Annotated in this window: 24 protein-coding genes, 1 tRNA gene and 1 pseudogene; 11 read left to right on the top strand and 15 right to left on the bottom strand. The window is 67.5% G+C overall.

The annotated features are described in order from the left end of the window. Window positions 1-39: 39 nt before the first annotated feature. Window positions 40-432 carry an acyl-CoA thioesterase gene (locus ACFWF1_RS24185; protein ID WP_379286609.1) on the bottom strand — a complete coding sequence of 131 codons (393 nt, stop codon included), beginning with the start codon at window positions 430-432 and terminating at the stop codon, window positions 40-42. Between the two features lie 26 nt (window positions 433-458). Further along, window positions 459-1,412: an AraC family transcriptional regulator gene (locus ACFWF1_RS24180; RefSeq protein WP_379286373.1), complete on the bottom strand. Its 954-nt coding sequence runs from the start codon at window positions 1,410-1,412 to the stop codon at window positions 459-461. Between the two features lie 82 nt (window positions 1,413-1,494). Here ACFWF1_RS24180 and ACFWF1_RS24175 point away from each other — a divergent pair, with 82 nt between their 5' ends. Together ACFWF1_RS24175 and ACFWF1_RS24170 are read left to right on the top strand one after the other, a co-directional pair. Beyond that, the gene (locus ACFWF1_RS24175; protein WP_379286375.1) at window positions 1,495-2,337 is read left to right on the top strand and encodes an SDR family oxidoreductase; all 843 of its coding nucleotides are present in this window, start codon (window positions 1,495-1,497) and stop codon (window positions 2,335-2,337) included. 206 nt (window positions 2,338-2,543) lie between these two features. After that, window positions 2,544-3,776: an MFS transporter gene (locus ACFWF1_RS24170; protein WP_379286377.1), complete on the top strand. Its 1,233-nt coding sequence runs from the start codon at window positions 2,544-2,546 to the stop codon at window positions 3,774-3,776. Here the strand turns inward: ACFWF1_RS24170 and ACFWF1_RS24165 are convergent. The 4 genes from ACFWF1_RS24165 to ACFWF1_RS24150 all read right to left on the bottom strand — a co-directional run bounded on the left by ACFWF1_RS24165 (window position 3,754) and on the right by ACFWF1_RS24150 (window position 7,879). Then, entirely contained in the window at window positions 3,754-4,881 is a 1,128-nt protein-coding gene (locus tag ACFWF1_RS24165) for a DUF5925 domain-containing protein (protein ID WP_379286378.1), read from the bottom strand. The two genes, ACFWF1_RS24170 and ACFWF1_RS24165, sit on opposite strands and share 23 nt — an antisense overlap. 132 nt (window positions 4,882-5,013) lie before the next feature. Beyond that, entirely contained in the window at window positions 5,014-6,447 is a 1,434-nt protein-coding gene (locus ACFWF1_RS24160; RefSeq protein WP_379286380.1) for an NAD(P)(+) transhydrogenase (Re/Si-specific) subunit beta, read from the bottom strand. Beyond that, on the bottom strand, window positions 6,447-6,761 hold the full coding sequence (locus ACFWF1_RS24155) for an NAD(P) transhydrogenase subunit alpha (protein ID WP_107654393.1): 315 nt from the start codon (window positions 6,759-6,761) through the stop codon (window positions 6,447-6,449). Before ACFWF1_RS24155 ends, ACFWF1_RS24160 begins: the two co-directional genes overlap by 1 nt. Then, entirely contained in the window at window positions 6,761-7,879 is a 1,119-nt protein-coding gene (locus ACFWF1_RS24150) for a Re/Si-specific NAD(P)(+) transhydrogenase subunit alpha (RefSeq protein ID WP_379286382.1), read from the bottom strand. The genes ACFWF1_RS24155 and ACFWF1_RS24150 overlap by 1 nt, the downstream gene beginning before the upstream one ends. Window positions 7,880-8,285: 406 nt before the next feature. Here ACFWF1_RS24150 and ACFWF1_RS24145 point away from each other — a divergent pair, with 406 nt between their 5' ends. The 3 genes from ACFWF1_RS24145 to ACFWF1_RS24135 are packed head-to-tail and all read left to right on the top strand — an operon-like array spanning window position 8,286 to window position 10,271. Continuing rightward, the gene (locus tag ACFWF1_RS24145; RefSeq protein WP_379286383.1) at window positions 8,286-8,777 is read left to right on the top strand and encodes an HIT family protein; all 492 of its coding nucleotides are present in this window, start codon (window positions 8,286-8,288) and stop codon (window positions 8,775-8,777) included. Continuing rightward, window positions 8,774-9,613, top strand: coding sequence for a maleylpyruvate isomerase family mycothiol-dependent enzyme (locus tag ACFWF1_RS24140; RefSeq protein ID WP_379286384.1), 840 nt, complete (start codon window positions 8,774-8,776; stop codon window positions 9,611-9,613). The genes ACFWF1_RS24145 and ACFWF1_RS24140 overlap by 4 nt, the downstream gene beginning before the upstream one ends. Before the next feature lie 4 nt (window positions 9,614-9,617). Continuing rightward, on the top strand, window positions 9,618-10,271 hold the full coding sequence (locus ACFWF1_RS24135) for a Type 1 glutamine amidotransferase-like domain-containing protein (protein ID WP_379286385.1): 654 nt from the start codon (window positions 9,618-9,620) through the stop codon (window positions 10,269-10,271). Here ACFWF1_RS24135 and ACFWF1_RS24130 read toward each other — a convergent pair. The 3 genes from ACFWF1_RS24130 to ACFWF1_RS24120 are packed head-to-tail and all read right to left on the bottom strand — an operon-like array spanning window position 10,252 to window position 11,940. Next, window positions 10,252-11,046: a MerR family transcriptional regulator gene (locus ACFWF1_RS24130; protein WP_379286387.1), complete on the bottom strand. Its 795-nt coding sequence runs from the start codon at window positions 11,044-11,046 to the stop codon at window positions 10,252-10,254. The two genes, ACFWF1_RS24135 and ACFWF1_RS24130, sit on opposite strands and share 20 nt — an antisense overlap. Window positions 11,047-11,064: 18 nt before the next feature. Continuing rightward, window positions 11,065-11,568, bottom strand: coding sequence for a GtrA family protein (locus tag ACFWF1_RS24125; protein ID WP_379286389.1), 504 nt, complete (start codon window positions 11,566-11,568; stop codon window positions 11,065-11,067). 57 nt (window positions 11,569-11,625) lie between these two features. Beyond that, entirely contained in the window at window positions 11,626-11,940 is a 315-nt protein-coding gene (locus ACFWF1_RS24120) for a hypothetical protein (protein WP_379286390.1), read from the bottom strand. 240 nt (window positions 11,941-12,180) lie between these two features. On the opposite strand from ACFWF1_RS24120, the gene ACFWF1_RS24115 reads away from it, so the two are divergent. From ACFWF1_RS24115 to ACFWF1_RS24105, 3 genes are all read left to right on the top strand, one after another. Continuing rightward, window positions 12,181-13,539 carry an FAD-binding oxidoreductase gene (locus ACFWF1_RS24115; RefSeq protein ID WP_379286392.1) on the top strand — a complete coding sequence of 453 codons (1,359 nt, stop codon included), beginning with the start codon at window positions 12,181-12,183 and terminating at the stop codon, window positions 13,537-13,539. A gap of 41 nt (window positions 13,540-13,580) precedes the next feature. Then, the gene (locus ACFWF1_RS24110) at window positions 13,581-13,865 is read left to right on the top strand and encodes a GNAT family N-acetyltransferase (RefSeq protein ID WP_379286394.1); all 285 of its coding nucleotides are present in this window, start codon (window positions 13,581-13,583) and stop codon (window positions 13,863-13,865) included. Window positions 13,866-13,901: 36 nt separating this feature from the next. Beyond that, window positions 13,902-13,975, top strand: a tRNA-Leu gene (locus ACFWF1_RS24105). Window positions 13,976-13,991: 16 nt separating this feature from the next. Here the strand turns inward: ACFWF1_RS24105 and ACFWF1_RS24100 are convergent. After that, window positions 13,992-14,489: a MarR family winged helix-turn-helix transcriptional regulator gene (locus ACFWF1_RS24100; protein ID WP_379286396.1), complete on the bottom strand. Its 498-nt coding sequence runs from the start codon at window positions 14,487-14,489 to the stop codon at window positions 13,992-13,994. 67 nt (window positions 14,490-14,556) lie between these two features. On the opposite strand from ACFWF1_RS24100, the gene ACFWF1_RS24095 reads away from it, so the two are divergent. Together ACFWF1_RS24095 and ACFWF1_RS24090 are read left to right on the top strand one after the other, a co-directional pair. Next, window positions 14,557-15,237 carry a hypothetical protein gene (locus tag ACFWF1_RS24095; RefSeq protein WP_379286398.1) on the top strand — a complete coding sequence of 227 codons (681 nt, stop codon included), beginning with the start codon at window positions 14,557-14,559 and terminating at the stop codon, window positions 15,235-15,237. A 21-nt stretch (window positions 15,238-15,258) separates the two neighbouring features. Beyond that, a complete protein-coding gene (locus ACFWF1_RS24090; protein ID WP_379286400.1) occupies window positions 15,259-16,074 on the top strand; it encodes an SGNH/GDSL hydrolase family protein in 816 nt (271 codons plus the stop codon). 64 nt (window positions 16,075-16,138) lie between these two features. Here ACFWF1_RS24090 and ACFWF1_RS24085 read toward each other — a convergent pair whose 3' ends face one another. The 4 genes from ACFWF1_RS24085 to ACFWF1_RS24070 all read right to left on the bottom strand — a co-directional run bounded on the left by ACFWF1_RS24085 (window position 16,139) and on the right by ACFWF1_RS24070 (window position 20,316). Then, window positions 16,139-17,296, bottom strand: coding sequence for an acyl-CoA dehydrogenase (locus ACFWF1_RS24085; protein WP_379286401.1), 1,158 nt, complete (start codon window positions 17,294-17,296; stop codon window positions 16,139-16,141). A gap of 132 nt (window positions 17,297-17,428) precedes the next feature. Then, window positions 17,429-18,112, bottom strand: coding sequence for a TetR family transcriptional regulator (locus ACFWF1_RS24080; protein WP_379286403.1), 684 nt, complete (start codon window positions 18,110-18,112; stop codon window positions 17,429-17,431). Between the two features lie 529 nt (window positions 18,113-18,641). Further along, complete coding sequence (purE, locus tag ACFWF1_RS24075) at window positions 18,642-19,151, bottom strand: 5-(carboxyamino)imidazole ribonucleotide mutase (RefSeq protein ID WP_379286405.1); 510 nt, start codon at window positions 19,149-19,151, stop codon at window positions 18,642-18,644. Next, complete coding sequence (locus ACFWF1_RS24070) at window positions 19,144-20,316, bottom strand: 5-(carboxyamino)imidazole ribonucleotide synthase (protein ID WP_379286407.1); 1,173 nt, start codon at window positions 20,314-20,316, stop codon at window positions 19,144-19,146. Before ACFWF1_RS24070 ends, purE begins: the two co-directional genes overlap by 8 nt. A gap of 159 nt (window positions 20,317-20,475) precedes the next feature. Here ACFWF1_RS24070 and ACFWF1_RS24065 point away from each other — a divergent pair. Then, window positions 20,476-21,000: pseudogene (locus tag ACFWF1_RS24065) on the top strand (GtrA family protein); the annotation flags it as partial. Window positions 21,001-21,016: 16 nt separating this feature from the next. On the opposite strand, the gene ACFWF1_RS24060 reads toward ACFWF1_RS24065, so the two are convergent. Then, the gene (locus ACFWF1_RS24060; protein ID WP_379286409.1) at window positions 21,017-22,324 is read right to left on the bottom strand and encodes a sensor histidine kinase; all 1,308 of its coding nucleotides are present in this window, start codon (window positions 22,322-22,324) and stop codon (window positions 21,017-21,019) included.

The raw sequence follows: 22,324 nt of genomic DNA, 5'->3' as shown, positions 1-22,324 counted from the left end.
AACTCCGACGCTAGCAACAAAACCCGTTGCCGCACACGCTCAGTCGGTGACGAGGGTGGTGGCGGCGGTGCGGATGACGGCCGGAATCTCTACTGGCTTACGGGTTTCGGCGTCGACGTAGACGTGTACGAAGACGCCGGTGGCGGCGAGTTCGAGCTCGCCGTCGGCGTCACGGAAGATGGCCAGGTCGTAGGTGATGCTGGAGCGGCCGAGACGGGAGACGCGCAGGCCGACCTGCAGTTGGTCCGGGAAGCTGAGCGAGCCGACGTATTGGCACGAGGTCTGCGCGACCACGCCGAGCGCGGGCAGGTCGCGGATGTCGGTGCCGGTGGCGTGCATCAGCCACGCGTTGACCGCGGTGTCGAAGTACGCGTAGTACGTCACGTTGTTCACGTGCCCGTAGTGGTCGTTGTCCGCCCAGCGGGTCGGCATCGGCCAGAGCACCGGATACTGCTGCGTCACCCGGCCGACGATAGCTCAGCCGGGGTGGCGCCCTGACGGTGGTCGCGCGGGCTGACGCCGAAGTGGCGTTTGAAGGCGGTGCTCAGGGCGAAGGCGCTGCCGTACCCGACCTGGCGGGCGATGGCCTCGATGGTGGCGTCGGATTCGGCCAGCAGGTCCGCGGCCAGCGCGAGGCGCCATTCGGTGAGGAAGGACATCGGCGGCTCGCCGACCAGGTCGGTGAAGCGGCGAGCCAGCGCGGCCCTGGACACCCCGACCGCCTCGGCCAGGCTGGCCACCGTCCAGCCGTGCGCCGGATTGTGTTGCAGCAGCCGCAGCGCCTTGCCGACCAGGGGGTCGCTGTAGGCGTGATACCAGGCGGGCGCGTCGTTGCGCGCGAACCAGGCGCGCAGGGCGGCGATCAGCACCATGTCCAGCAGCCGGTCCAGCACGACGCCCTGGGCAGGCTCCTCCTTGACGGCCTCGTCGACCAGGATGTCGAGCAGCCTGGTGTCGAAGTCGCCGCGTTGCAACACGATGACCGATGGCAGGGCGCGCAGCAGGCGCTGGCTGGCGGCGCCTGCCGACTCGTAGGTTCCGGTCACCATCATGGTCGCGCCGTCGGCGTCGGTCCCCCACTGGCGCACGCCGAGACTCAGTGTGTCGCAGAGGACTTCGCCGTCGAGCGTCTTCGTGACATTGCCCGGATGGATAACGATGTCCGGCTCGGTGGCCGGGTCGTCGGCGAGCGTGTAGTAATCGGGTCCACGGAAGATCGCGACATCGCCTTCGCACAATTGTCGCGGCGCGTTGTCGCCCATCATGATCCAGGCGCCGCCGCGCACCATCGACACCACGGCGAGCGACGCCTCGTCCTGAATGCGCAGCGACCACGGCGGCTTCAGCAACGAGCACATCACGAACGCGCCGCGGGCACGTGGTCCTTCGAGCAGACTGGCGAGCGCATCCACGTCATCCACAGTAGACGATCACGCATGGTCATGAGCTGCTGAACTATGTCTCGTCCAGGCCCCCCGACGGTGTACTTGGGCCATGACAAACAGCAACACAACCGACCTCATCCTCGTCACCGGCGGGACCGGCAAGACCGGCAGCCGGGTCGCCGCCCGGCTCGAGCAGGCGGGCCACTCGATCCGGATCGGATCGCGCTCGGCCGAGATCCCGTTCAGCTGGGAAGATCGCGCCACCTGGTCCGCGGCACTGGCAGGCGTGCACGCCGCCTACGTCGCGTACCAGCCCGATCTCGCGGTGCCCGGCGCCCCCGAGACCCTGCGCGCGTTCGCGGCCGCCGCGAAGCAGAGCGGCCTGCGCAAGCTGGTGCTGCTGTCCGGTCGCGGCGAGCCGGAGGCGGTCGAATGCGAGGAGATCGTGCAGGAATCCGGCCTCGACTGGACCATCGTGCGGTGCAGCTTCTTCGCACAGAACTTCAGCGAGGGCGCGTTCACCGATTACATCCTGGCCGGGGAGGTCGCGCTGCCCAATGGTGATGTGCCGGAACCGTTCGTGCACGCCGACGACATCGCCGATGTCGCCGTGCGAGCACTCACCGCGGACGGCCATCAAGGCGAGGTCTACGAGTTGACCGGGCCGCGCGCACTGACCTTCGCCGCGGCGGTGGCGGAGATCGCCGCGGCGACCGGGCGCGAGATCGCCTTCATTCCGGTCTCGCGCACGGACTTCGTTGCGGCACTGACCGATTACCAGGTGCCCGCCGATGTGGTGAGCCTGCTCGACTACCTGTTCGGCACGATCTTGGACGGCCGGAATTCGAAGACCGCCGACGGTGTGCGGCGCGCGTTGGGCCGGGAGCCAAAGGATTTCACCGAATACGCCCGCGAGACAGCCGCGACGGGAATCTGGAACATCCAGGGCTAGTGCGTGGTTGAAACAAATAGAGACTGTGCAGACGACAAGCAGAGACTGAGCGAACGACCCGTGGAGCTGGATCGCACTGGCGCGATCCGGCTTCCGGACCGGTAGGCCGAGGATGTCCTGCCCCGGATCCCGCGAGGTCGCGCCGGGCGCTTGCCGACATCGAGGGGGTGGACGCACGCAGAAATCTCATCGGTACCGTCGAGACGATGGTGACTCCGACCGCTGACCGACCGACCCGCGTCGCCAGGGCCGCCGTGTTCACGGTGTTCGGCTTGAACGGCTTCCTGCTGGCGATGTGGGTCGTGCACATTCCGCCGATCACCGATCGGACCGGCGTGTCGAAGTCGACGCTCGGGATGTTCATCCTGCTGATGGCCGGTGCGGGCATCGTCGGCATGCGCATCGCCGGACCGCTGGCCGATCGGTTCGGCAGTCGCACGCTGGTCGGCGCCGCCGCGGTCATCGCGTCGGTCGCGCTGATCGGGCCCGGTCTCGCTACCGGCCCGGTCACCCTGGCGATCGCGTTGGCCTGCTTCGGTTTCGGCAACGGCGCGCTGGACGTGTCGATGAATACCCAAGCGGTGCATGTGGAACGGGCGTACGGCCGCCCGATCATGGCGGCGTTCCACGCGCTGTTCTCCGGCGGTGGACTGCTCGGGTCGCTGCTCGGTGCCGCGACCTTGCGCGCCGGGTTGGATCTGCGAATAACGCTGGTATCGGCGGCAATCGCCTGCATCGCATTGACCTTCGCGGCCCTGCCGCGCCTGCTCCGCGACACCGATCCGCAACAACCGGCCGCCGAGAACCAGAAACGCACGGTCCCGCAGGCGGCCAGCGGACGCGAGCACAGCCGAAAGGTCTTGGCGCTGGCAGTGATCGCGTTCGCGGTGTTGCTCACCGAGGGTGTGGCCGCCGACTGGAGCACCCTGCAGCTGCGCGAGCACCTCGACGCCGACGCGGCCACGGCGGCACTGGCTTTCGGCGCCTTCTCGGTCGCGATGACCGCGGGCCGCCTCGCCACCGACCGGGTGAGCGGCGCCTTCGGCCGGGTCGCCGTCGTCCGCTACGGCATGCTGATCTCGGCACTCGGACTGACCATGATCCTGGCGTCCCCCTGGATCCCACTGACCTTGCTCGGCTGGGCTTTGACGGGCCTCGGCCTGTCCGGCAGCGTCCCCCAGATCTTCACCGCCGCAGGCAATCTCGGTACCGGCAAAGCGGCGACCGACATGTCGCGCGTCTTCAGCTTCGGCTACCTCGGCCTACTGGCCGGACCCGCGGTGATCGGCTGGCTCACCGCGGTGGTCCCACTCACCACCGCGATCGCTGTGCCGCTCATCGCGGTGCTGGTGTGCTGCCGCTATGCCGGAGTCGTCGCGCCGGCAAACACCGAGAGCTCGCCGCTTGCGGACCGCGTCACAGGTAGAGACCCGGATTGACCGGATCTGCCTTGATCGCTTGAATTTTGGTGTCGCCGTCGCGCAGCGCCACCAGTTCCGCCAGCGTCGCACCGTCCGGGCAGGCGGCATCGGCCGGAGTATCAGGACGACGTTCCCTGGCGAGCCAGGCCGCCGACTCCGCCGGCGACAACCGGCCGACCTCGAGCTGGGCCAGGCAGCGCCCCGGCCGGGTGACCGCGGGGTGCAGCCGGGACAGGTCCTCGTTGGTGGTGATCGCGACCAGCACGTCCCTGCCCTGGCCGAGCATGCCGTCGGTCAGGTTGAGCAGCCGCGAAAGGCCCTGACCCGCCGTCTCTTTCGCCTCGCCGCGGATCAGCTCGTCGCAGTCCTCCAGCACCAGCATGCGCCAGCGCTTGGTGTCGTCGTCGCCGTCGACGCCCGCCGCCACGTCCATCAGGTAGCCGGGCTTGCCGAACATCACCTCGGGGTCGAGCACGCAGTCGAACTGGCACCACGGTGCCCACGCGCGGGCGAGCGCCCTCAGCGCCGTGGTCTTTCCGGTGCCGGGCGGTCCGTGCAGCAGCACGAGACGGCCGCGCACGTCGGCCGCCGTCAACGCCATCAGCCGATCCAGCGCGCCCGCGACATCCTCGGGGTAGTTGCCACGAATCGCCGGCCACTCCGGTGCCGAGATGGTGTGGCCCCGGCGCTGCGGGCCGTGGCCGGTCATGTGCCAGAAGCCCATCTCGATGGTCTCGCCCACCTCGGGCTGCGCGGCCGCGCCCTTGATCGACTCGGCGAGCACGGTGGCGGCCAGTTCGTCGGTCTCGGCGGTCACCTCGACCATCGCCGACCCGCCGGACCAGCGGATGGCGCGCAGCGACCAGCCGGTGCCGACCACCAGGGCCGCGGTGCTGTCGTCCTCCTGCACCGAACGCACCACCCGGCCGTATTCGGGGCGCAGCAGCGCGTCGGGGTTGATCCGTTCGATTCGCGCGATGTGCGCGCAGGGTTGATCGCCGCGCAGGAACGGCGTCACCGCGAGGGCGTCGATCGCGTCGCGGGTGGAGTAGGCGGAGTCGACCGTGACAGCCCACGGCAGCCGCTCGGCGAGATCGGCCGAGGGCTCGCTCGGGTCGATCAACCGAAGAGGCTCATTACGTGCAGACACTCCGAGCATGATCAGGGTTACGGCACCGCCGTGTCTACCCAATTAGCGGCAAACGGCCCCCTGCTCGCCGTGAGCAGGGGGCCGTTCGCGCGCTGGCGCAGGTGTTTACAGCGCCTTCAGTTCCTCGGTGACCGCGCCGACGGACTTCTTCGCGTCGCCGAACAGCATGGAGGTGTGGTCGGCGTAGAACAGCGGGTTGTCGATGCCGGCGAAGCCGGAGTTCATCGAACGCTTGAGCACGATGACGCTCTTGGCCTGGTCGACGTTGAGGACCGGCATGCCGTAGATCGGGCTGCTGGCATCCTCGCGGGCGGCCGGGTTCGTGACGTCGTTGGCGCCGATGACCAGGGCGACATCGGTGCGCGAGAACTCGCCGTTGATGTCGTCCATTTCCTTGAGCGCGTCATAGGAGACCTCGGCCTCGGCCAGCAGCACGTTCATGTGACCGGGCATGCGACCCGCGACCGGGTGGATGGCGTACTTGACCTCGACGCCCTTGGCTTCGAGCAGAGCTGCCATCTCCTTGACCGCGTGCTGAGCCTGAGCGACGGCCATGCCGTAGCCGGGGACCACGATGACCTGGTTGGCGTAGGCCATCTGGATCGCCGCGTCCGCCGCCGAGGTGGCCTTGGCCTGCTTGGCCTCGCCGTCGCCGCTCGTCCCGGGAGCCGTTCCGCCGCCGCCGAATCCGCCCGCCACGATGGCCGGGATGGACCGGTTCATGGCCTTGGCCATCAGGTTGGTCAGGATGGTGCCGGACGCGCCGACGATCATGCCCGCCACGATCATCGCGGTGTTGTTCAACGCCAAACCCGCTGCGGCGGCCGACAATCCGGTCAACGCGTTGAGCAGCGAGATGACCACCGGCATGTCCGCGCCGCCGATCGGCAGCACCACCGCGAGGCCGAGCACACCGGCCAGCACGAGCACCGCGATCATCCACAGTTGGGACACACCGTCATTGGTGGCGCCGATGCCGATCACGACCGCCGCGGCGACCGCACCGATCAGCAGCAGCAGATTCAGCGGCTGCTGCAACTTGCCGAGACCGAGCGGACGGCCGGGCAGGATCTCCTGCAGCTTGCCGAACGCGATCAGCGAGCCCCAGAACGAGATCGAGCCGATGATCGCCGCGAACAGCGAGCCGACCACGATGTGCACGGTGGGCTCTTCGTCGAAGTGCGAAAAGCCTTGGCTGTTGAGGAATTCCGACCACGCGATCAGCGCGACGGTGCCACCGCCCACGCCGTTGAACGCGGCGACCAGCTGCGGCATGGCGGTCATCTTGGTGAACTTGGCCGGCGGCACACCGAGCGCGACGCCGACCACCAGACCGGCCACGATCAGGATCCAGTTGCTGGTGTGGCGCACCGAGATCAGCGTCGCGACCACGGCGATGACCATGCCGGCCGCCGCGATCAGGTTGCCGCGCACGGCGGTCTTCGGGCCGGTCAGGCCCATCAGGCCGTAGATGAACATGCCGAAGGCGACGATGTAGAGGCCGTTGACCAGGTAGGAAACGTTGTCGAAGGTATGCATCACTTCTCCGCCTTCACCGGGGCCGCTTTTTTGCCCTTGAACATGCCCAGCATGCGGTCGGTCACCACGAAACCACCGATGACATTGAGGGTTCCGAACACCACGGCGACGAACAGGATGATCTGGGTCAGGATCGACGGATCCTGCACATTGCCGAGGGTGACCAGCGCGCCGAGCACGACGATGCCGTGAATCGCGTTGGTACCGGACATGAGTGGCGTGTGCAGGGTGTTGGGGACCTTCGAGATGACGGCGAACCCGACGAACCCGGACAAGACCAGGATCGCGATGTTCGCGAGAAGTTCGGTGTACATCAGGCTTCCACCTCACGTGTCACGCAGGAATCGGCGAGCACCTGATCGCTGAAGTCGGGCGCGATTTTCCCGTCGACCAGCATCAGTTCCAGCAGTGCCGAGATGTTCTTCGAATAGAGCTCGCTGGCGTGCTCCGGCATGGTGGCGGGCAGGTTCAGTGGCGAGGCGATGGTGACCTCGTGCTTGACCACGACCTCACCCGGCTCGGTCAGCTCGCAGTTGCCGCCGGTCTCGCCGGCCAGGTCGACGATCACGCTGCCGGGCTTCATGCCCTCCACAGCGGCGGCGGTCACCAGTCGCGGCGCGGGCCGCCCCGGCACCAGCGCGGTGGTGATCACCACGTCGAAGCCCTTGATCGCGTCTTCCAAAGCCTGTTGCTGCTTTGCCTTTTCCTCGTCGGTGAGCTCGCGGGCGTAGCCGCCCTCACCGGCGGCGTCGATGCCGAGATCGAGCCACTGCGCACCGACCGAGCGCACCTGATCGGCGACCTCGGGGCGCACGTCGTAGCCCGTGGTGCGGCCGCCGAGGCGCTTGGCGGTGGCCAGCGCCTGCAGACCGGCGACACCGACACCGAGCACCAGCACGGTCGCGGGCTTCACCGTGCCCGCCGCGGTGGTGAGCATCGGGAAGAAGCGGGTCGACTCGGACGCGGCCAGCAGCACGGCCTTGTACCCGGCGACGTTGGCCTGTGAGGAGAGCGCGTCCATCACCTGGGCGCGCGAGATGCGCGGGATCGCTTCGACCGCGAACGCTTGCACGCCAGCGGATTTCAGCTTGCCGATCTGGTTTTCCGCGTTGCGCGGGGCCAGGAAGCCGATCAGGGTCTGCCCGCTGGACAGCTTGGCCACCTCGGCGTCGCTGGGCGGGGCGACCTTGACGACCACCTCGGCCGACCACGGATCGCCGATCGTCGCGCCCGCCGCTTCGTAGGCGCTGTCGGGAATGAGCGCGCCGAGCCCGGCGCCGGACTCGATCACCACCTGCACGCCCTGCTTCAGCAGGGTCGGAATGATCTTCGGCACCAATGCGACACGTCGTTCGCCCGCGTTGGACTCGCGAACGACTCCGACACGCGCGCCGCGTGGCGACTCGTCGCCTACGCTCTGCGTTGTCTCCACTATGTCAGTTCCTTCTCGTGCTGAGCTTCAGGCCTCAGATGGACAACCGGACGATGTTACTTCTGAGTAAGGTCGGCCAAATCCTCGCAACTGTACCTGCCGTTTTGTGCAGACCGCTGAGACGCCCGTCACAAGATCATGCCTGATTCCGCCGCTTTGCCGGATTCGCCAGGTCGTCGCGAACATCGTGGTCACCTCCTGCGCTCGCCGCTGTTCGGAGGAGCGCCGGTACTGATGTTTGTCGCTGCCGGTGACCGCGACAAGAGCGAACCCGCAGGTCCATTGCTTACCTTTAGGTTCGACAGCAGGTCAGGGCGTGGTCGCGGACGCGAATAGTGACGTGCGTCATGGGCGTTTCGCGCGCGGGGCTGTTCCGTACCGCTCGTACGCCGTAAGGTCCTGCGGTGTGAACGACTGCGTCTTCTGCCGCATCGTGGCCGGCGAGGCCCCGGCAACAAAGGTGTACGAGGACGACACCCTCTGTGCCTTCCTCGATATCCGGCCGATCGCCCGCGGTCACATGCTGGTGGTGCCGAAACAGCACGCCACCGAGCTCGAGGATCTCGACGCCGAACTCGGCGCGTACGTATTCCGCGCCGGGCATCGGCTCGCGCTCGCGGTGCGGCGCAGCACCCTCGCCGCCGACGGCGCCAACCTGCTGCTCAACGACGGTACCGCCGCGTTTCAGACGGTCCCGCACGTCCATTTGCACGTGATCCCACGCAAGCACGGCGACAAGTTCCGCTTCGCGGCCGGTTTCGTGCTGCGCCGCCCGCACGACGCGCAGTCCACCGCGGTCGCCATTCAAGGCGGGATCGCGGCGCTGGAGCGCGACGAAAAGCCGGGCCACAGTGGGAAACTGGGCATGGAAGGCCCCGACGAAGGAGCGCAGCAATGACCGACCCGACGCTGGACCGGACCGAGCTGTCGGCCCGGCTGTCCGAACAGTGGGACGCGATCGCCGCGCTGGTCGCCGAGATCGACGAAAACCAGTGGCGCGCACCGACCTCGCTGCCCGGCTGGACGGTGTTCGATGTGGTCGCCCATGTCGTCGGCACCGAATCGTGGCTGCTCGGCGAGCGTCCGCCGCCGCACGACCCGCTCACCGTGAAGACCGATGTGAGCACGCTGCCGCATGTCCGCAACGAGACCGCGGTGTTCAACGAGATCTGGGTGGACCGGATGCGGCCGATGTCCGGGGTCCGGCTGCTCGCCGTATTCGGCGAGATCGTCGACCGCAGGCGCAAAGCCCTTGCCGCGATGGGTGATACGGAGTGGGAGGCGCTAACCCAGTCGCCGATCGGGCAGGTCAGTTACGGGCGATTCATGCGAGTGCGGTTGTTCGACTGCTGGATGCACGAGCTCGATATCGCGGACGCGCTCGGCGTTCGGGTCGACGAGGGCGGGCCGCGTGGCGAGCTGGCGTTCGCCGAGTTCCTGGGCAGTGTGCCGCGCGTGGTGGTGAAAAAGGGTGAGGCGCCCGATGGTTCGCGGATCACATGCACGCTGACCGGAACGCTGGCCAGGACCCTGCACATCCAGGTGGCAGGTCGGGCCGGTTACGTGGACTCGTTCGACGAGCCTGCCGACGTCGAAATCCAGCTGCCCTCTGAGCTTTTCGTTCGCCTCGGCGGCGGGCGTACCGCAGCGGACGAGCATCTGGACGAGATCGCCATCACCGGCGACGAGGAGCTCGGGCGGCGACTGATTCGCAATCTGGCCTTCACGATCTGATCCGGTGCGACTCTTCCTGTCCAGCTACCGGTTCGGGGCACACTACGATCGGCTCGCCGCGATGGTCGGCGAGCCGGGGCGAGTCGCGTTGATTCCCAACGCCTGTGATGCGTGGCCGGAGGCATGGGCGGGGTTGGTCACCAGCGACATGGTGCCGCTGCGCAAGCTCGGCTACGCACCCGAGACCGTCGACCTGCGCGACTTCGTCGGCAGCCCAGCGGAATTGGAGCGGACGCTGGCCGGCTTCCCGCTGCTGTGGGTGCGCGGCGGCAACACCTTCGTGCTGCGCGCCCAATTCGCCCGCAGCGGTGCCGATCTCGTGCTACCCAAACTGCTCGCCGCCGATGCCCTGGTGTACGCCGGGTATAGCGCGGGCGCCTGCGTGCTGACCCCTGATCTGCACGGGATCGAGTCGGTAGACGATCCCGCCGAAGTCGCGCCGACGTGCGGGATCGAACCACAGTGGGACGGACTGGGTTTGGTCGATCGCCGGATCGTCCCGCACGTCGACTCCCCCACCGACCCGACCGGCGAATGCGGCGAACTCGCCGAGTCCTATCGCGCCGCGGGCATCGCACACTGGGCGCTCACCGACGACGACGCGATCGTGGTCGACGGCGACCGGACCGAGGTGCTGATCAGTCGAGCGGAGTCATGAACGACCACAGCCGCTGCTCGAGGTCGCGCGCGCTGTAGTCGCGGTAACCGTAGAACTGATCGGTGGGCTCGTACAGAATCTCGGCGCCCGCCGCCTTCGCGTGCCGGAAGTGCGCGTCCACATCCTCGACGACGATCGACATGCCCTCGGTGCAGGCGCCCAAGGTGATCGGCGACTGCAGTTTGAACTGCTCGGAGACCGCGTGCAACCAGATCACGCCGTCACCAGCGGTGACCTCCGCGTGGTGCACGGTGCCGTCCTCACCCCGGGAGATCCGCCCGGGTTCCATGCCGAACACGGTGGTCAGGTATTCGTGGGCGGCGGCGATATCGCGGTAGACGAGCGTCGGGATGCGTCGCTGAATCTTGGTGTCGAGCATGGCCATGTCCTCCAAAGTGTCCAGCAGCTCCCGTGTTTCGAGGCTGCGGTGGTCGGTGACGGTGGCGACCATGGTCGTCAAGCGCTGACGCAGCCGGTGGCCGACGGCAAGTCTGCGGTCGAGTTCGGCCACGTGCCGGAGCATCACGCCGGACAGGTCCCAGGCGGGATCGTCGAGAGCCGCCGCCACCTCGTCCAGGCGCAGGCCGAGATTGCGCAGCAGGCCGATCCGATACAGGCGTTGCACGTCGTCGTTCGAATACAACCGATGCCCGGCCCCGCTGCGGCCCGAGGGTGAGAGCAGGCCGATCTCGTCGTAGTAGTGCAGGGTGCGCACGGTCAGCCCGGTCACCGTGGCCAGCTCGCCGACCTTGACGTATCCGTTGGTGTTCGCCACACCTAGGACGCTATGACCTCACGTCGCGTGAGGTGCAAGTTCGGGCTTCGGCTCGCGGCGGAACACGACCCAGCGCATCGCGCTGTACATGTAGACGGCCTCACACGCTCCGGCCAGCAGCCGGGACAGGTGGTATTCGAGACCGAGCGCGGTGAGGCCACTGCCGACACCGAGGATGAACGCGACGTAGTTGATCGCGACGACCACGCCGTACACGGCGGCCTGCTTGCCGACCGGCGCGTGCGAATGGAAGTTGAAGGTGCGGTTGAGCACGAAGCTGAGCCCGAACGCGCACACGTAGGCGATGGTGACCGCCAGCCAGACGGGCAGGCCCCACCAGCCGTGAAAAATCGTGAGCAACAGCAGGTCGACGCCGAACGTGAAACTGTTGATCAGCGCGAAGCCGAGGAAGGTCGGGGCGACAAGCCGATTCAGCCCCCACGGCAGCCACGCGACCACGACCTCACACCATCGGGTGAACCGGTCGGCGACCGTGTCGGTGGTTTTCGCCAGCTCATGCACGCTGCCAGCCTGCCAGCGCCAAGTGTCCACGAGGTGATCAACCAGCGAACTGGATAGTCAGCTGATCTGGGCCGTGCTGGTGACGCCGCGGTCCAGGGCGGACCACGCGGTCAGGCAGCGGCGCCTGGTGACGTCGTCGGCCTCGGTGAGCAGGGTTTCCAGTAGTTCGCGTGGGTTGCGGTGCCACTGGGTGGTGAGGTCGGCGAGAGTTTCCTTGCCGAAGATGCCGGAGCGGTCCAGGACGGTGAGCCATTCGGTGTGGTCGCCCGCGTGGATGCGGCGTAGCGCCGCCTGGTCGATGCCGCCGTCGACGAACTCGCTGGAGCACATCGCGGCGACCAGTTCCCGGCGACCGTGCGATTGGTCCTGCATCCGAACATCCCTCCGAGTTGCGTTGCGACGGTGCGCCGATCTGAACAACGTGTCGATCCGCGATTCGCAATGCACGAAATCCGGCGCCCCCTCGTGCGGTGCCGGGAGAACTCGATGCCCCGAACAACAAGCCCCTCTCGGCATTGTTATCTCGAACCGGCCCGAACACCACTGGGGCGGGTGACATCACATTCGGTGGCTTGCGTGGCCTCACCGCCTGGGCGGTCTAGCGTGGGATGGGTGGACCTGCATGACCTGATCGAGGGGCTATCCGACGGCGCGGTAGTCACCGACCCTGACCTTCTCGCGAGCTACCGGCAGGACTGGGCGCGTGATCCCGACGCGGGCACTCCGCTCGCCGTGATCCGCGCTACCAGCACCGATGACGTCGCGACGACCCTGCGCTGGGCGCACGAGCGACGGATCGCGGTGGTGCCGCGCGGCGCGGGCTCCGGACTGTCCGGCGGCGCCACCGCGGTGGACGGCGGCCTCGTGGTGAGCACCGAGCGGATGCGGGCGATCACCATCGACCCGGTCACCCGCACCGCGGTGGTGCAGCCCGGCCTGCTGAACGCCGAGGTGAAGCGCGCGGCCGCCGGGCACGGGCTCTGGTATCCGCCCGATCCGTCGTCGTTCGAGATCTGCTCGATCGGCGGCAACGCGGCCACCAACGCGGGCGGGCTGTGCTGCGTGAAGTACGGCGTGACAACCGATTACGTGCTCGGCATGGAGGTGGTGCTGGCCGACGGGACGGTGCTGCGGCTCGGCGGACCGCGACTCAAGGATTCGGCCGGACTGTCGCTGACCAAGCTGTTCGTCGGCAGCGAGGGCACGCTCGGCATCATCACCGAGCTGACGCTGCGGCTGCTGCCCGCGCAACCGCCGCAGAGCACGGTCGTCGCGACCTTCGCGACGCTGGCCGCCGCGGTCGACGCGATCCTCGCGATCACCGGCGAATTGCGGCCCTCCATGCTGGAATTCATGGATTCGGTGTCGATCAACGCGGTCGAGGACGAGTTACGGATGGGGCTGGACCGCAACGCAGCGGCGCTGCTGGTCGCTCGCTCGGACGCGCCGGGCGAATTCGCAAGGCGGGAAGCCGAAATCATGGTGGCGGCTTGCGAAAAGGCGGGCGCGGCAGAGGTTTTCCACACCGAAGATCCGGAAGAAGGCGAAGCATTCACAGCGGCACGGCGTTTCGCCATTCCGGCGGTGGAAAAGCTCGGCACGCTACTGCTCGAGGACGTCGGTGTGCCGCTGCCGCGACTGGGTGATCTGGTGCGCGGCGTCGCCGAGATCGCGGAACGCAACGACGTGATGGTTTCGGTGATCGCGCACGCCGGGGACGGCAACACCCACCCGTTGATCGTGCACGATCCGGACGACGCCGCGATGACCGAGCGCGCGCACCGCGCCTTCGGCGAGATCATGGACCTGGCGATCGCGCTCGGCGGCACCATCACCGGCGAGCACGGCGTTGGACGGCTGAAGAAGGCGTGGCTGCCCGATCAGCTCGGCGCGGACGTGATGGCCCTGACCCACCGCATCAAGGACGCGCTGGACCCGCACGGCATTCTCAATCCCGGCGCGATTCTCTAGTCCACGGAACATTCCCGGCCGCGAAGGAGTTTCACCAGATCATGACCACCAGGCTCGAGCACAACGTCGCCGACACGCGTTTCGAGATATATCTCGACGACACCCTCGCCGGCTATGCCGACTACGCCCAGCGCGACGACCCGAAGGTCCGCGATTTCCATCACACGATGACGTTCCCGGAATTCCGTGGCCGTGGGGTGGCCGCCGAGGTCGTCGAATACGCGCTGAAAGACTCCCGCGACAACGGCTACTCCATCATCCCGACCTGCTGGTACGTCGAGAAGTACATCGCCGAACACCGCGAATACGCCGACCTGGTCGGCTGACACCCGGGTCACCTTGAAAGCGGTGACCCGTTTTTTGCCCTCGTAGCCCAATTGGCAGAGGCAACGGATTCAAAACCCGTCCAGTGTCAGTTCGAGTCTGACCGAGGGCACAGTGACCGCCGGCGACTAGCTCGGGTCGTGCGTGCGGTAGCCGGGATGAACGCCCGGTGCCAACTCCCGGGCGGCGACGAGACGGCCGAGCAGGTCGGCGAATTCCTGATACTCGGTGTCCGACAGCGCTGCGGTCAGTTCCGTTTCGTGCGCTACCGCCACGGTGGCCAGGCGCGCGAGCAGCTTGCCCGCCGCCGGGGTGAGGTGCAGTTCGTGATTGCGCCGGTCCGTCGCGCTGCGGCGGCGTTCGATGAGCCCCTTGCTGTCGAGCGGATCGATCAGCGCGACAACCCGGCTGGGGACGACGCCGAGTTCGGCGGCGAGTGAGCGCTGGCTACGGCCTGGTTCGGCGGCGATCATCCGCAGGATGCCGACTTCCGGTGGGGTGAGCCCGATTTCGGCGATGCGTTCGGAAAAGCGCTGTGTCGCATGCGCGCCTAGCTGGGCAAGGAGAAAGGCCACCGCGCGCATGGGACGCGCCTGCTCGACAACCTCTTGCTCCGATTCGGCCACGCGGCTATCGTACCCATCAGGTAATCGTTCACATATAAGAACGATTCACAGTTGAGAACGGATTGTCATGGCGCTGTCAGCACCAACTCCGCTGGATCGACCAGCGAAAAGCCTCGAACCACCACTCGGCCCACTCGCGGCCGTCGCCGCCGGACTGTTCGTCGCCGGGCTGGTCCTCAGCACGGTCCTGGCCGGCGGCAGCCCGTTTCCGTCGCCGTTCGGCGCGGCCGACGACGCGCTCGCCTACTTCCGCGACCACCCCGGCGCGGTACGCACCGGCGCAGTGCTGCAATTCGCGAGCGCCATCCCGCTGGCCCTCTTCGTGGCGGCCGGCACGGCGCGGGTGCGGCGGATCGCCGACGGATTCGCTCCGGCACTCGCGTCGATCGGCGGCACGTTGGCCGCCGCCTTCCTGATCTGCTCCGCCGTGGTCAGCTGGGTGCTGACCGTGCCGGAGGTGGTCACCGACCCGGCGCTGGTCCGCGCCCTGCACACCCTCGCGTTCCTCTGCGGCGGACCCGGCAATGTGGTGGCGACCGGCTTACTCATCGCAGGGATCGCACTCAGCGCACTGCCGCAACGGCGGCTCGCGCCGTGGCTGCTGACGGTGGGGCTGGTGATCGCGCTCATCGCGCTGGGCACCACCGCGTCGCTCGCCGTCACCGCGGCCGCGTTCCTGCTGCCCATCGCTCGTTTCACCGGGATGGCCTGGCTGATCGCCGTTGGCTTCCTGCTTCCCCGTTCGTAGCTCCACCCCGGAAGGAAAACCATGACCACCCAGATGGCCGCCAAACTGGCCCGATTCCAGCGGCCCGAACTGTCGCTCCCCTTCTTGAACGGGGTCGACGACGCGCACATCGCGGCACTGTTCGGCCTGACGGCCGACGAATACCACTCGCTGCGTACGGAATTCGCCGAACAGGCCCGCACGGCGGCGGCCGGCCTGCTCACCGAGGCGTGGGTCGCGGGCCAGGTCGATCGACTGCCCTTCGCGCCCGGCGCCCGCGTGGTCGCCCTCGGCGAGAGCAGCACCGCCGATCGGCTGTCCTGGTTCGAAATCCTGCGCCACCTGCTCGAACTGCGGCGGCCGACCGACGGAATCACCTTGACCAACCTGGCCGTCTCGGGGGCGACGACCACGCAGACGTTGAAAGGGATTGCCGCACTCGGCTTTCTACGTCCGGACTGGGTGCTCTGCCAACTCGGCGCCAATGACGCCCAACGCCTCGGCAGCGACGGGCCGCGCGTGGTCAGTGCCGAAGAGACGGCCCGCAACCTGAGCCTGCTGCACGACGCGGGGGTGCGACGCGGTGGCACCCGCTGGGTCTGGGTCACCCCGCACGATATGGACGAGGCGCTCATCGCCGCCTACCCGCCCTTTCAGCAGGCGCAGATCAGTTGGCGCACAAAGGATCACGAGGAGACGGCGCGACTACTGCTCGACCGGCCGGAACCGGCCATCGACACGCTGGCGGTCACCCACCCCAACTCGGGCCTGTTCGAACCGGACGGGGTACACCTCACTCCGGCGGGACAGGTCGCCCTCACCCGCGTCATCGTCTCATCGCTCGCCGAAATCTCCTGACCGGCAACGAAAAGGCGGCGCCGAGAACGAATCTCGGCGCCGCCTTACTGTCGACTGCGAACGCTCAGCGCAGCAGCGCGCGCGACATGACGAGGCGCTGGATCTGGTTGGTGCCCTCGTAGATCTGAGTGATCTTGGCGTCGCGCATCATTCGCTCCACCGGGAAATCGGTGGTGTAGCCGGCGCCACCGAACAGCTGGACGGCGTTGGTGGTCACCTCCATCGCGACATCCGACGCGAAACACTTGGCGGCGGCGGAGATGAAGCCGAGGTTCTTCTCGCCGCGCTCGGCGCGAGCGGCCGAGGTGTAGACCATGAGGCGGGCGGCCTCGATCTTCATCGCCATGTCGGCGATCATGAACTGGGTGTTCTGGAAATCGGCGATCGCCTTGCCGAACTGCTTGCGGTCCTTGGTGTAGGCGATGGCCGCGTCGAGCGCGCCCTGCGCGAGACCGACAGCCTGCGCGCCGATGGTCGGGCGGGTGTGGTCGAGGGTCTGCAGCGCGGTCTTGAAGCCGGTGCCCGGCTCGCCGACGATGCGGTCACCCGGCACCCGGCAGTTCTCGAAATACAGTTCCGCCGTGGGCGATCCCTTGATGCCGAGCTTGTGCTCGAGCGGGCCGACGACGAAGCCCTCGTCATCCTTGTGCACCAGGAACGCCGAAATACCGTTGGCGCCCTTGTCCGCATCGGTCACGGCCATCACGGTGTACCAGGAAGACTTGCCGCCGTTGGTGATCCAGCACTTGGAGCCGTTGAGGATCCAGTCGTCGCCCTCCTGCTTCGCGCGGGTGCGCATGCTGGCGGCGTCGGAACCGGCCTCGCGCTCGGACAGCGCGTAGGAGGCCATCTCGCCGTTGACAATGTCGGACAGCACCTGCTGCTTGAGTTCTTCGGAACCGTTGAGGATCAGGCCCATGGTGCCGAGCTTGTTGACGGCGGGGATGAGCGAGGAGGAACCGCAGACGCGGGCGACCTCTTCGATCACGATGCAGGTGGCCACCGAGTCGGCGCCCTGGCCGCCGTAGGCCTCCGGTACGTGCACGGCGTTGAAGCCCGCGGCGTTGAGCGCGGTGAGCGCCTCCTCCGGGAAGCGGGCGTTGCCGTCGACGTCCTTGGCGTGCGGGGCGATCTCCTTCTCGGCGAGGCCGCGGATGGCCGCACGCAGTTCGTCGTGGAAGTCCTCGAGCTTGAACAGGTCGAAATCGGGATTTCCCGCCATGGGGCTCACTCCTGGTCGTCGGTACATGTCGGCACTCAGTGCCACATTCTTCTCTAGTGTACGCCCAGGCAGGGCCGCAACGTGCGGATTCTTCCTGGCACTCAGTGTCAGATTGGTCGCACTTGACCTAGCTCAAAGACTACCGAGTTTGCGTGCCACCAGATCGGCGACCTGCCGGGGTGGGGTGTCGCGCGGGAACACCGCGACCACCAGTTCATCGGCGCCAACGCGCCGTCCCGCGCCGCGCGGAATCGCGGCCAGTTCGACGCGCAGATCCGCCGCACCCGCGTCCGACTCCCCGCGCACCATGCGCCGCAGCAGATAGTTGTGCGTCGCGGTCACCGCGGCGGTGTACTGCACCCGCGCCAGATCCGGCACCTCGGGCAGCCGGTCCCGCAGATAATCGGTGAACAGCCGCTCATACCGGAACACCGTCACGATCTCCCGCTCGCGCAGCGCGGGCACCCGCCGCACCACCTGATAGCGCCGCTCCGCGATCTCCCGCCACTGCGTGAACCGCTCGAACACCTGAACAACGGCCTCGCACACCGTCTCCCACGCATCCCCGCGCGACGCCGCCAAAAACTCCGCCGCCTGCGCCAACTGCGACTCGTGATCGGCAAAGATCACATCCTCTTTCGACCGAAACTGCCGAAAGAACGTCCGCCGCGAAATCCCCGCCGCCTCCGCGATCTCCTCAACAGTCGTCGCCTCATACCCCTTCTCAGCAAACAACCGCAACGCCTGATCAACAACAGTCAGCCGAAACCGCGTGTTGTCGTCCCCGCCCCGCGGCCGGATGTCACCAGTAGTCACACCCTCACCGTAGCGAGGCCGACCTGCCAACCCCGACCAGCACGGCCGACGCGAAGCCATCAACCTGCCGGCATTCCTCCCCGCCCAGACCGCCGAGTGTCGACATTCCCTCGCACGCCGAGCTCGCCACGCAGAACCGCAGTCGAGTCGAGTCAAATGGACGCTAGTTGATCTTCAACAGCAGCCATATGACTCTGCTCGATGCCGCAAGCAACCAGATGTCGCGTTCTGGAGGTGGTCATTTGGCTGTGTTGGCGTTTCGAGAGCCCAATAATCAGCGAATCTCGGGTTCCGGGGTGGTGAAGCTACCGCCGTGCACCCGCTGTGTCAGCCACACACCCGGTACAAGCGGTGTTCGGCTGACACAGTGGGTGTACGGACGGGGTTTTCGCGTGGCGAGCTGGCCATGGTTGCGCCCTCGAGGATGTTTCGCCTCGGGATCTGCACTCTCTCTTGGGATGTGCACTCGGAATAGGGCCCTAGAGAGGGTGCGGGTCCCGAGTGAGGGTGCGGCTGTTGGGGTTCGGGGTTAGCCGAGGAGTTTGGTGCGGAGGGCTTGGTCTTTTTCGAGGACCATTTTTTCCAGGCCGGTTTGGAAGTCCTGCATGCGGGTGCGGAGGGGTGGGTTGTGGGCGGCGAGGATGCGGACGGCTAGGAGGCCTGCGTTGCGGGCGCCGCCGATGGAGACGGTGGCTACGGGGACGCCTGCGGGCATTTGGACTATGGAGAGGAGGGAGTCCATGCCGTCCAGGTATTTGAGGGGGACGGGGACGCCGATTACCGGGAGGGGGGTGGCGGAGGCGACCATGCCGGGGAGGTGGGCGGCGCCGCCCGCACCGGCGATGATGACCTGGAGGCCGCGGTCGGCGGCTTCGCGGGCGTAGTCGAGCATGCGCTGGGGGGTGCGGTGCGCCGAGACGACGCCGACCTCGAAGCGAATGCCGAACTCCGCCAACGCTTCCGCGGCGGCTTCCATGGTGGGCCAGTCGGAGTCGCTGCCCATGATCAGGCCTACCTGCGGGGTGCTCACGTCACTCATGGGGATCCCATCCATCGGTCCATACCGCGTGCGACATCCAATGTGCCGCTCGCTCAGCTCTTTCCCGCACCACGGCGACCTCGTCACCGAGAATGTTGATGTGCCCGATCTTGCGGTCGGGGCGTTCGCCCTTGCCGTACATGTGCACCTTGGCGTCGGGCATCCGCGCGAACAGATGGTGCAGGCGCTCGTCCATCGACATGGCGGGCGCCTCGGCCGCGCCGAGAATGTTGGCCATCACGGTGACCGGGGCCAACGGGCAGGTGTCGCCGAGCGGGTAGTCCAGCACCGCGCGCAGATGCTGCTCGAACTGCCCGGTGCGGGCCCCGTCCATGCCCCAGTGCCCGGAGTTGTGCGGTCGCATCGCCAGTTCGTTCACCAGCAGCTTGCCGTCGTGGGTTTCGAACAGTTCCACCGCCATCGCGCCGACCACACCCAGCTCCTTGGCCAGGTTGAGCGCCAACGTCTCCGCCGCGGCGGCCAGATCGTCGTCGAGGTCCGGCGCGGGCGCGATCACCACGGCGCACTGGCCGTTACGCTGCACGGTCTCCACCACCGGCCAGGTCGCGGCCTGCCCGAACGGCGAGCGCGCCACCATCGCCGACAGCTCGCGCTTCAGATCCACCTTCGCCTCGGCCAGCAGCTGCGCGCCGTGCGCGAGCTGAGCGGTCACGATCGCCGTGGCCTCGTCCGCCGACTCCGGCATCCACACACCACGACCGTCGTAACCGCCACGTACCGCTTTGAGCACGATCCGCCAGTCATGTTCCGCGCCGAAGCGCACCGCGTCGGCCACCGTGGTCACCGGCGCGAACGCGGGCACCGGCAGGCCGAGCTCGGACAGCTTGACGCGCATGGCCAGCTTGTCCTGCGCGAAGATCAGCGCGCGCGGCGGCGGCTGCACGTTCACGCCCTCGGCGACCAGCGCCTCGAGATGCTCGGTAGGCACGCCCTCGTGGTCGAAGGTCAGCGCGTGCGACCCGATCGCGGCCTTGCGCAGCGCGGTCAGATCGTTGTGACTGCCGAGCACGACCTCGGGGCTGACCTGGGCCGCCGGGTCGTCGGGATTCTCCGCGAGCACGCGTAGCCGCTGGCCGAGCGCGATCGCGGCCTGGTGCGTCATGCGCGCCAACTGGCCACCGCCGATCATTGTGACGGTGGGCATAGCAGAGGGATCGAAAGACCGGCCGGAGCTCACGTTCGACAATATTGTCATAACCGGCGGAAATGTCCCCACGCGGGAGCGGGTGACGCTATCCCCCAGCAAGTCGCTTCCACTCGGACGAGCCGAGGCACCACCACCGGGTAGCGGTAGACTCGGCCCGTGTCATTCGTCGACGACGTGGTGAGCGTCCTCCCCAAGCCGCTCGCGGAGGTCGCGTACCGGCATCGGGAGCTGATCAAGTTCGCCATCGTCGGTGCGACAACCTTCGTGATCGATAGCGGCATCTTCTACGCGCTGAAATGGACCGTGCTCTCCGAGAAGCCGGTCACCGCGAAAATCATCTCCGGTGTCATCGCGGTCATCGCGTCCTACATCCTGAATCGCGAATGGTCGTTCCGGAACCGCGGCGGTCGCGAGCGGCATCACGAGGCGCTGCTGTTCTTCGGAGTCAGCGGCGTCGGCGTCGTGCTCGCGTTCATCCCGCTGTGGGTGTCGAGCTACGTCTTCGACCTGCGCCAGCCCGACGTGAGCTTCACCGTCGAGAATGTCGCGGACTTCATCAGCGCCTTCATCATCGGCAACCTGCTGCAGATGGCGTTCCGGTTCTGGGCGATGCGCCGTTGGGTTTTCCCCGACGAAATGAACGAGATCGCCGCCGAATTCGAAGACCTGGTCGACGAGGAATTCCGCCGCAACTGATTCACCGCGGCTCGGTGACCACCGCGTTCACCGTGCGATAGGCGGAGGAGCCGAGAAACACCGCGAACAGCGCGGGCCGGCGTCGCTGCAGTTCCAGCCGCCCACCGTCCGCCTCCACCAATGCTCTGGCCAAGGCCAGCCCGACACCGGTCGAGCCGCCCGCGGAGAAACCGCGGTCGAAAATGTGCGGTGCCAATTCATCTCGCACGCCGTCACCTTCGTCGGCGACCTCCACACACACCAGCGGATCCCGGTCGACCCCGGGCCGCACGGTGCGCACCGACACCGTGCAGGTCCCGCCGCCGTGCATCAGCGCGTTGTCCACGAGCACCGAAACCGCTTCGCGCAGGCGCGATCCGGTGATCGGCGCCAGCAACGACTCGTCGCCGATCAGCTTCAGCGACCGGCCCTTCTCGGTGAACGGATGCGTCCACTCGGTGACGACCCCGCGCAGTTCCTCCATCACCGGCACCGGATCCAGATCGGCGGCGTCCTCGTCGCGAGACGCGCGCACCAGGTCGTCGATCGCATCGGTGAGCCGATCGACCTGCGCCATCGCCTCCTCGGCCTCGTGCACCACCTCTTGATCGGCGTGCGTGGACAACTCGTCCAGCCGCAGGCGCACCGCGGTGAGCCGGCTGCGCAGCTGATGCGAGACGTCGGCGACCAGGGCATGCTCACGCTGCAGCCGCCCGGCGATCTCCACCGTCGCCGAGTCGAGTACGTCGGAGACCCGATCGAGTTCGGAGATCCCGTGCCTGCGCGGGTCCGGCCGGAAGTCGCCCATGGCCAGCCGCGCCGCCCGCGCCGCCACATCGCGCAGCGGATCGGCCACCCGGCGCGCGGTGATCACCGCGACCGATACCGCGGCGCCGAGCGAGGCCAGCACCGCCAAGGCCACCACTGCGACGGCCTGACGCTGCCTGGCGTGCATCGGCGCCGAGGGGACCTCCAGGCGCAGCGACCCCTTGGTCCCCATCGACAACGACTCGACCAGCGGGTCGGGAACCTGGGTCACGCCGATGTCCAGGCGGGAGGCGTTGTCCTGTGGCGCCGGATAGATGATGGTGAGCTTGCCGTCCCGCGGGAGCAGCGGCTCCACCGATCGGGTGTCGAGCTCGCCGAGCACCATGCCGTCGTTCTGCTCCTGGACGATGATCGCGGTGGCGATCTGGCCGAGCTTGCTCTGCAGGTCGTCGCGGGTGATGTCCTCGACCCACAGCCAGGCCGTGTAGATCAGCGGCAGCCCGAGCACCACCGTGGTGAGGGTCAGCACGGTGAGCATGGACCGCAGAATTCTGCGTCGCAC

This window comes from Nocardia sp. NPDC060255, from assembly GCF_042727395.1.
In the GTDB taxonomy this organism is placed as follows: domain Bacteria; phylum Actinomycetota; class Actinomycetes; order Mycobacteriales; family Mycobacteriaceae; genus Nocardia.
Note: the sequence above shows the minus strand (reverse complement) of the source record. Positions and strands in the feature narration are given on the sequence as shown.

What these genes read in the sequence shown, in the direction of transcription:
- ACFWF1_RS24185 (WP_379286609.1), bottom strand. Translation starts at nt 432, where the DNA reads ATGCCGACCCGCTGGGCGGACAACGACCACTACGGGCACGTGAACAAC.
- ACFWF1_RS24175 (WP_379286375.1), top strand. Translation starts at nt 1,495, where the DNA reads ATGACAAACAGCAACACAACCGACCTCATCCTCGTCACCGGCGGGACC.
- ACFWF1_RS24170 (WP_379286377.1), top strand. Translation starts at nt 2,544, where the DNA reads ATGGTGACTCCGACCGCTGACCGACCGACCCGCGTCGCCAGGGCCGCC.
- ACFWF1_RS24160 (WP_379286380.1), bottom strand. Translation starts at nt 6,447, where the DNA reads ATGCATACCTTCGACAACGTTTCCTACCTGGTCAACGGCCTCTACATC.
- ACFWF1_RS24155 (WP_107654393.1), bottom strand. Translation starts at nt 6,761, where the DNA reads ATGTACACCGAACTTCTCGCGAACATCGCGATCCTGGTCTTGTCCGGG.
- ACFWF1_RS24140 (WP_379286384.1), top strand. Translation starts at nt 8,774, where the DNA reads ATGACCGACCCGACGCTGGACCGGACCGAGCTGTCGGCCCGGCTGTCC.
- ACFWF1_RS24120 (WP_379286390.1), bottom strand. Translation starts at nt 11,940, where the DNA reads ATGCAGGACCAATCGCACGGTCGCCGGGAACTGGTCGCCGCGATGTGC.
- ACFWF1_RS24110 (WP_379286394.1), top strand. Translation starts at nt 13,581, where the DNA reads ATGACCACCAGGCTCGAGCACAACGTCGCCGACACGCGTTTCGAGATA.
- ACFWF1_RS24095 (WP_379286398.1), top strand. Translation starts at nt 14,557, where the DNA reads ATGGCGCTGTCAGCACCAACTCCGCTGGATCGACCAGCGAAAAGCCTC.
- ACFWF1_RS24090 (WP_379286400.1), top strand. Translation starts at nt 15,259, where the DNA reads ATGACCACCCAGATGGCCGCCAAACTGGCCCGATTCCAGCGGCCCGAA.
- ACFWF1_RS24085 (WP_379286401.1), bottom strand. Translation starts at nt 17,296, where the DNA reads ATGGCGGGAAATCCCGATTTCGACCTGTTCAAGCTCGAGGACTTCCAC.
- purE (WP_379286405.1), bottom strand. Translation starts at nt 19,151, where the DNA reads ATGAGTGACGTGAGCACCCCGCAGGTAGGCCTGATCATGGGCAGCGAC.
- ACFWF1_RS24070 (WP_379286407.1), bottom strand. Translation starts at nt 20,316, where the DNA reads ATGCCCACCGTCACAATGATCGGCGGTGGCCAGTTGGCGCGCATGACG.